3 protein-coding genes are annotated in these 2917 nt (G+C 71.4%); 2 read left to right on the top strand and 1 reads right to left on the bottom strand.

The window, feature by feature from the left end; translation table 11 throughout:
- On the top strand, positions 1-257 hold a 257-nt coding region (locus tag G6021_RS09960; RefSeq protein WP_182641195.1), incomplete at its 5' end, for a glycerate kinase.
- Positions 258-272: 15 nt separating this feature from the next.
- Here G6021_RS09960 and G6021_RS09955 read toward each other — a convergent pair.
- Positions 273-1103: an acyl-ACP thioesterase domain-containing protein gene (locus G6021_RS09955; protein WP_182641194.1), complete on the bottom strand. Its 831-nt coding sequence runs from the start codon at positions 1101-1103 to the stop codon at positions 273-275.
- A gap of 165 nt (positions 1104-1268) precedes the next feature.
- Here G6021_RS09955 and G6021_RS09950 point away from each other — a divergent pair, with 165 nt between their 5' ends.
- Positions 1269-2834 (top strand): FMN-binding glutamate synthase family protein, encoded by a 1566-nt coding sequence (locus G6021_RS09950; RefSeq protein WP_182641193.1) that lies wholly within the window; start codon positions 1269-1271, stop codon positions 2832-2834.
- Positions 2835-2917: the final 83 nt, after the last annotated feature.

Below are 2917 nucleotides of genomic sequence, written 5' to 3'. Positions count from 1 at the left end.
GCGAGGGCCGGCTCGACGACCAGACGATGCACGGCAAGACCCCCATGGGTGTGGCGGCGCTGTGTCGCTCGCACGCCGTGCCGGTGGTGGCCGTGTGCGGACGGCTGGACCTGGGTGCCGACCGCGTGGCGGAGGCCGGGTTCGCGGCCGCGGCCGCCCTCACCGAGCGGGAGCCGGACCTGGCCAGGTCGATGGCCAACGCGGGCGCGCTGTTGGAGGACGTGGCCGCGGAGGTCGTCTCGCGCATCCTGCCCTGACGATCGTCCGCTCGCCTAGCTCTCCTGCCGGGCGTCCGGCTGACCCGTGACGGTCACCGTCGCCGCGACGCGGTCGTCCACCGTCATCCACATCTGCAACCGGTGTCCGGTCCGCCGACGCCGGATCGTCATGGACGAACCCGGGACCACGGGGTGCGAGTACTCGATCACGACGCGGTGGCGCTGCCTCAGCAGGTCCTGGTGATCCATGAGCTCGTCCTCGACGGCGTCGAGGTAGGCGGCGTTGTTGACGTGCTGGAGCAGGTCGAAATCCGTGCTGCGGAGGATGTGGGGCCGGTCCTCCGGTAGATCCTGTCCGGTGGACCCGGCGGGCGGGGGCGTGGTCATGGCGGCCCACCGCAGGCGGTGGGTCTCCGTGGTGGCCGAGAGGGTGGCGAAGCCCTCGTCGCTGATGCGGGCGGGCACGCCGTGGGCGTTGACGTTGATCCAGAACGCCTCGGTCTCCACCAGTCCGTCGGGTCGCGGCCCGTCGTCGTCGGGGCCGTCCCGGTGCTCCGCCGTCAGTCGCACCCGCATGTTCGCCCACCGCGTGGACAGTCCGGAGCACCAGCGCTGGAGGTGGACGGTGGCCGGCCAGCAGATCGGCTCGATCACGTCGATCACGGTCCGCCGGACGATCCAGTACGGGTCGGTCCGCGCGTGACCGGTGGCCTCGAGATCGTCGCCCGCCACGTCCTGGAGGTACCGGGCGATGCTGTCCAACCGCAGCCGGCGCAGGGGATCGACCTCGCCCGTTCGCACCGTGCGGGAGGTGGAGTAGCCCGATCCGGCCGAGGGTGGAGGGGGAAGCGGTTGCGGGCCGTCATCCTGCACTGGGTCGGTCATCTATATGGTCCTCTCGCGTGTCCGGTCCGGGCGGGCGCGTCGCGCCCTTCCGGTATCCCGCGACGGTCCGGCCACTGTAGACGTACTCCCACCGCGCGGCGGTCCCGGGCACGCCGGGTGACGGGTGGTCCATGATGGGGACACCGACAGACCCCGGAGGTCGACATGCGCAAGTGGCTCCTCGGCGCCCCCGTCGCCGCCCTGGCCGCCGTCGCGGCCTCGGACCTGAGACAGACCAGGTACCCGATCCTGCGGACCTTCCCCGTCCTGGGGCACGCGCGGATGGCCCTGAGCTCCATCGGTCCCGAACTGCGCCAGTACATCGTGGCGGGCAACCACGAGGAGCGGCCGTTCACCCGGGACCAACGTGCCTGGATCCAGGAGTCGGCGGAGGGACGGGCCACCACGTTCGGGTTCGGCACGGACAACAACATCGAGTTCCTCGAGGGTTACCCGATCGTCAAGCCGCGCACGTTCGCCGGGGTGACGGTGTCGGCCCACGCGCACTCCGCCGAGCAGATCCAACTCCCACCGGCCAAGGTCCTCGGCGCCGCCCGCGGCCGGGCCCGCGCGTTCCGCCCCGAGTCCCTGGTGTCGATCTCGGGGATGAGCTACGGCGCGCTGTCGGCACCTGCTGTCGAGGCCCTCAACCGCGGCGCCGCTCTCGCGGGCGCTCTGCACAACACGGGCGAGGGCGGGCTGAGCCCGTACCACCAGAAGGGCGGTGAACTGGTCTTCCAGATCGGCACCGCCTACTTCGGGGTCCGCGACGCCGAAGGCCGATTCGACATCGACGCTCTGGTGGCCCTCACCGAGAAGCACCCGATCCGGGCGATCGAGATCAAGCTCAGCCAGGGCGCCAAACCCGGACTGGGCGGCCTGCTGCCCGCGGCCAAGGTCACGGCGGAGATCGGGCGGATCCGCGGCATCCCCACCGACCGCGAGTGTGCGAGCCCGTCCCGGCACACCGCCTTCCACGACGTGGACTCCATGCTCGACCTGGTGGAGGAGATCGCCGAGCGCACCGGCCTGCCGGTGGGCATCAAATCCGCGGTCGGCGAGCTGGACTTCTGGGAGCAGCTGGCCGCCGCGATGATCCCGCGGCAGCGAGGCGTCGACTTCATCACCATCGACGGTGGCGAGGGTGGCACCGGCGCCGCCCCGCTCGTCTTCACCGACGCGGTGTCACTGCCGTTCCGGTTGGGATTCTCCCGCGTCTACCGGGTCTTCGCCGAGGCCGGACTGACCGACGACATGGTGTTCGTGGGCTCCGGCAAGCTGGGCATCCCCGAGAACGCGGCGGTCGCGTTCGCGCTCGGTGCGGACATGATCGCCGTCGGCCGCGAGGCCATGCTCTCCATCGGCTGCAACCAGGCCCAGAAGTGCCACACCGACCGCTGCCCCACCGGGGTGGCCACCCAGAACCCGTGGCTGGTCCGAGGAGTGGACCCCACGAACAAGGCCGTGCGGTGCGCGGCCTACATCCGGTCGCTGCGACGCGATCTCGTCAAGATCTCCGGCGCCGTCGGCGTGCCCCACCCGTCACTGATCGGGCCCGAGGACGTGGAGCTGGCCAACGGCACCCGGGACTCGACGACGCTCGCGGAGATCTACGGATACCGACCCGGGTGGGGACTGCCCGGCCCGGCCGACATCCGCCGGATCACCGACCTCATGACCGCGAGCGGCGCGGCCGAGCACACCGCCGCCTACACGCCCCCCGGGCTCTGACCACACCCCTGCCCACCCCTGCCCGCCCCTGTTCCTCCCCGCCCCGGCATCGAAAAGAGCGTTCCGCGCAGATCTACTCGGCC

Source organism: Dietzia sp. CW19, from assembly GCF_014145265.1.
In the GTDB taxonomy this organism is placed as follows: Bacteria; Actinomycetota; Actinomycetes; order Mycobacteriales; family Mycobacteriaceae; genus Dietzia; species Dietzia natronolimnaea.
Note: the sequence above shows the minus strand (reverse complement) of the source record. Positions and strands in the feature narration are given on the sequence as shown.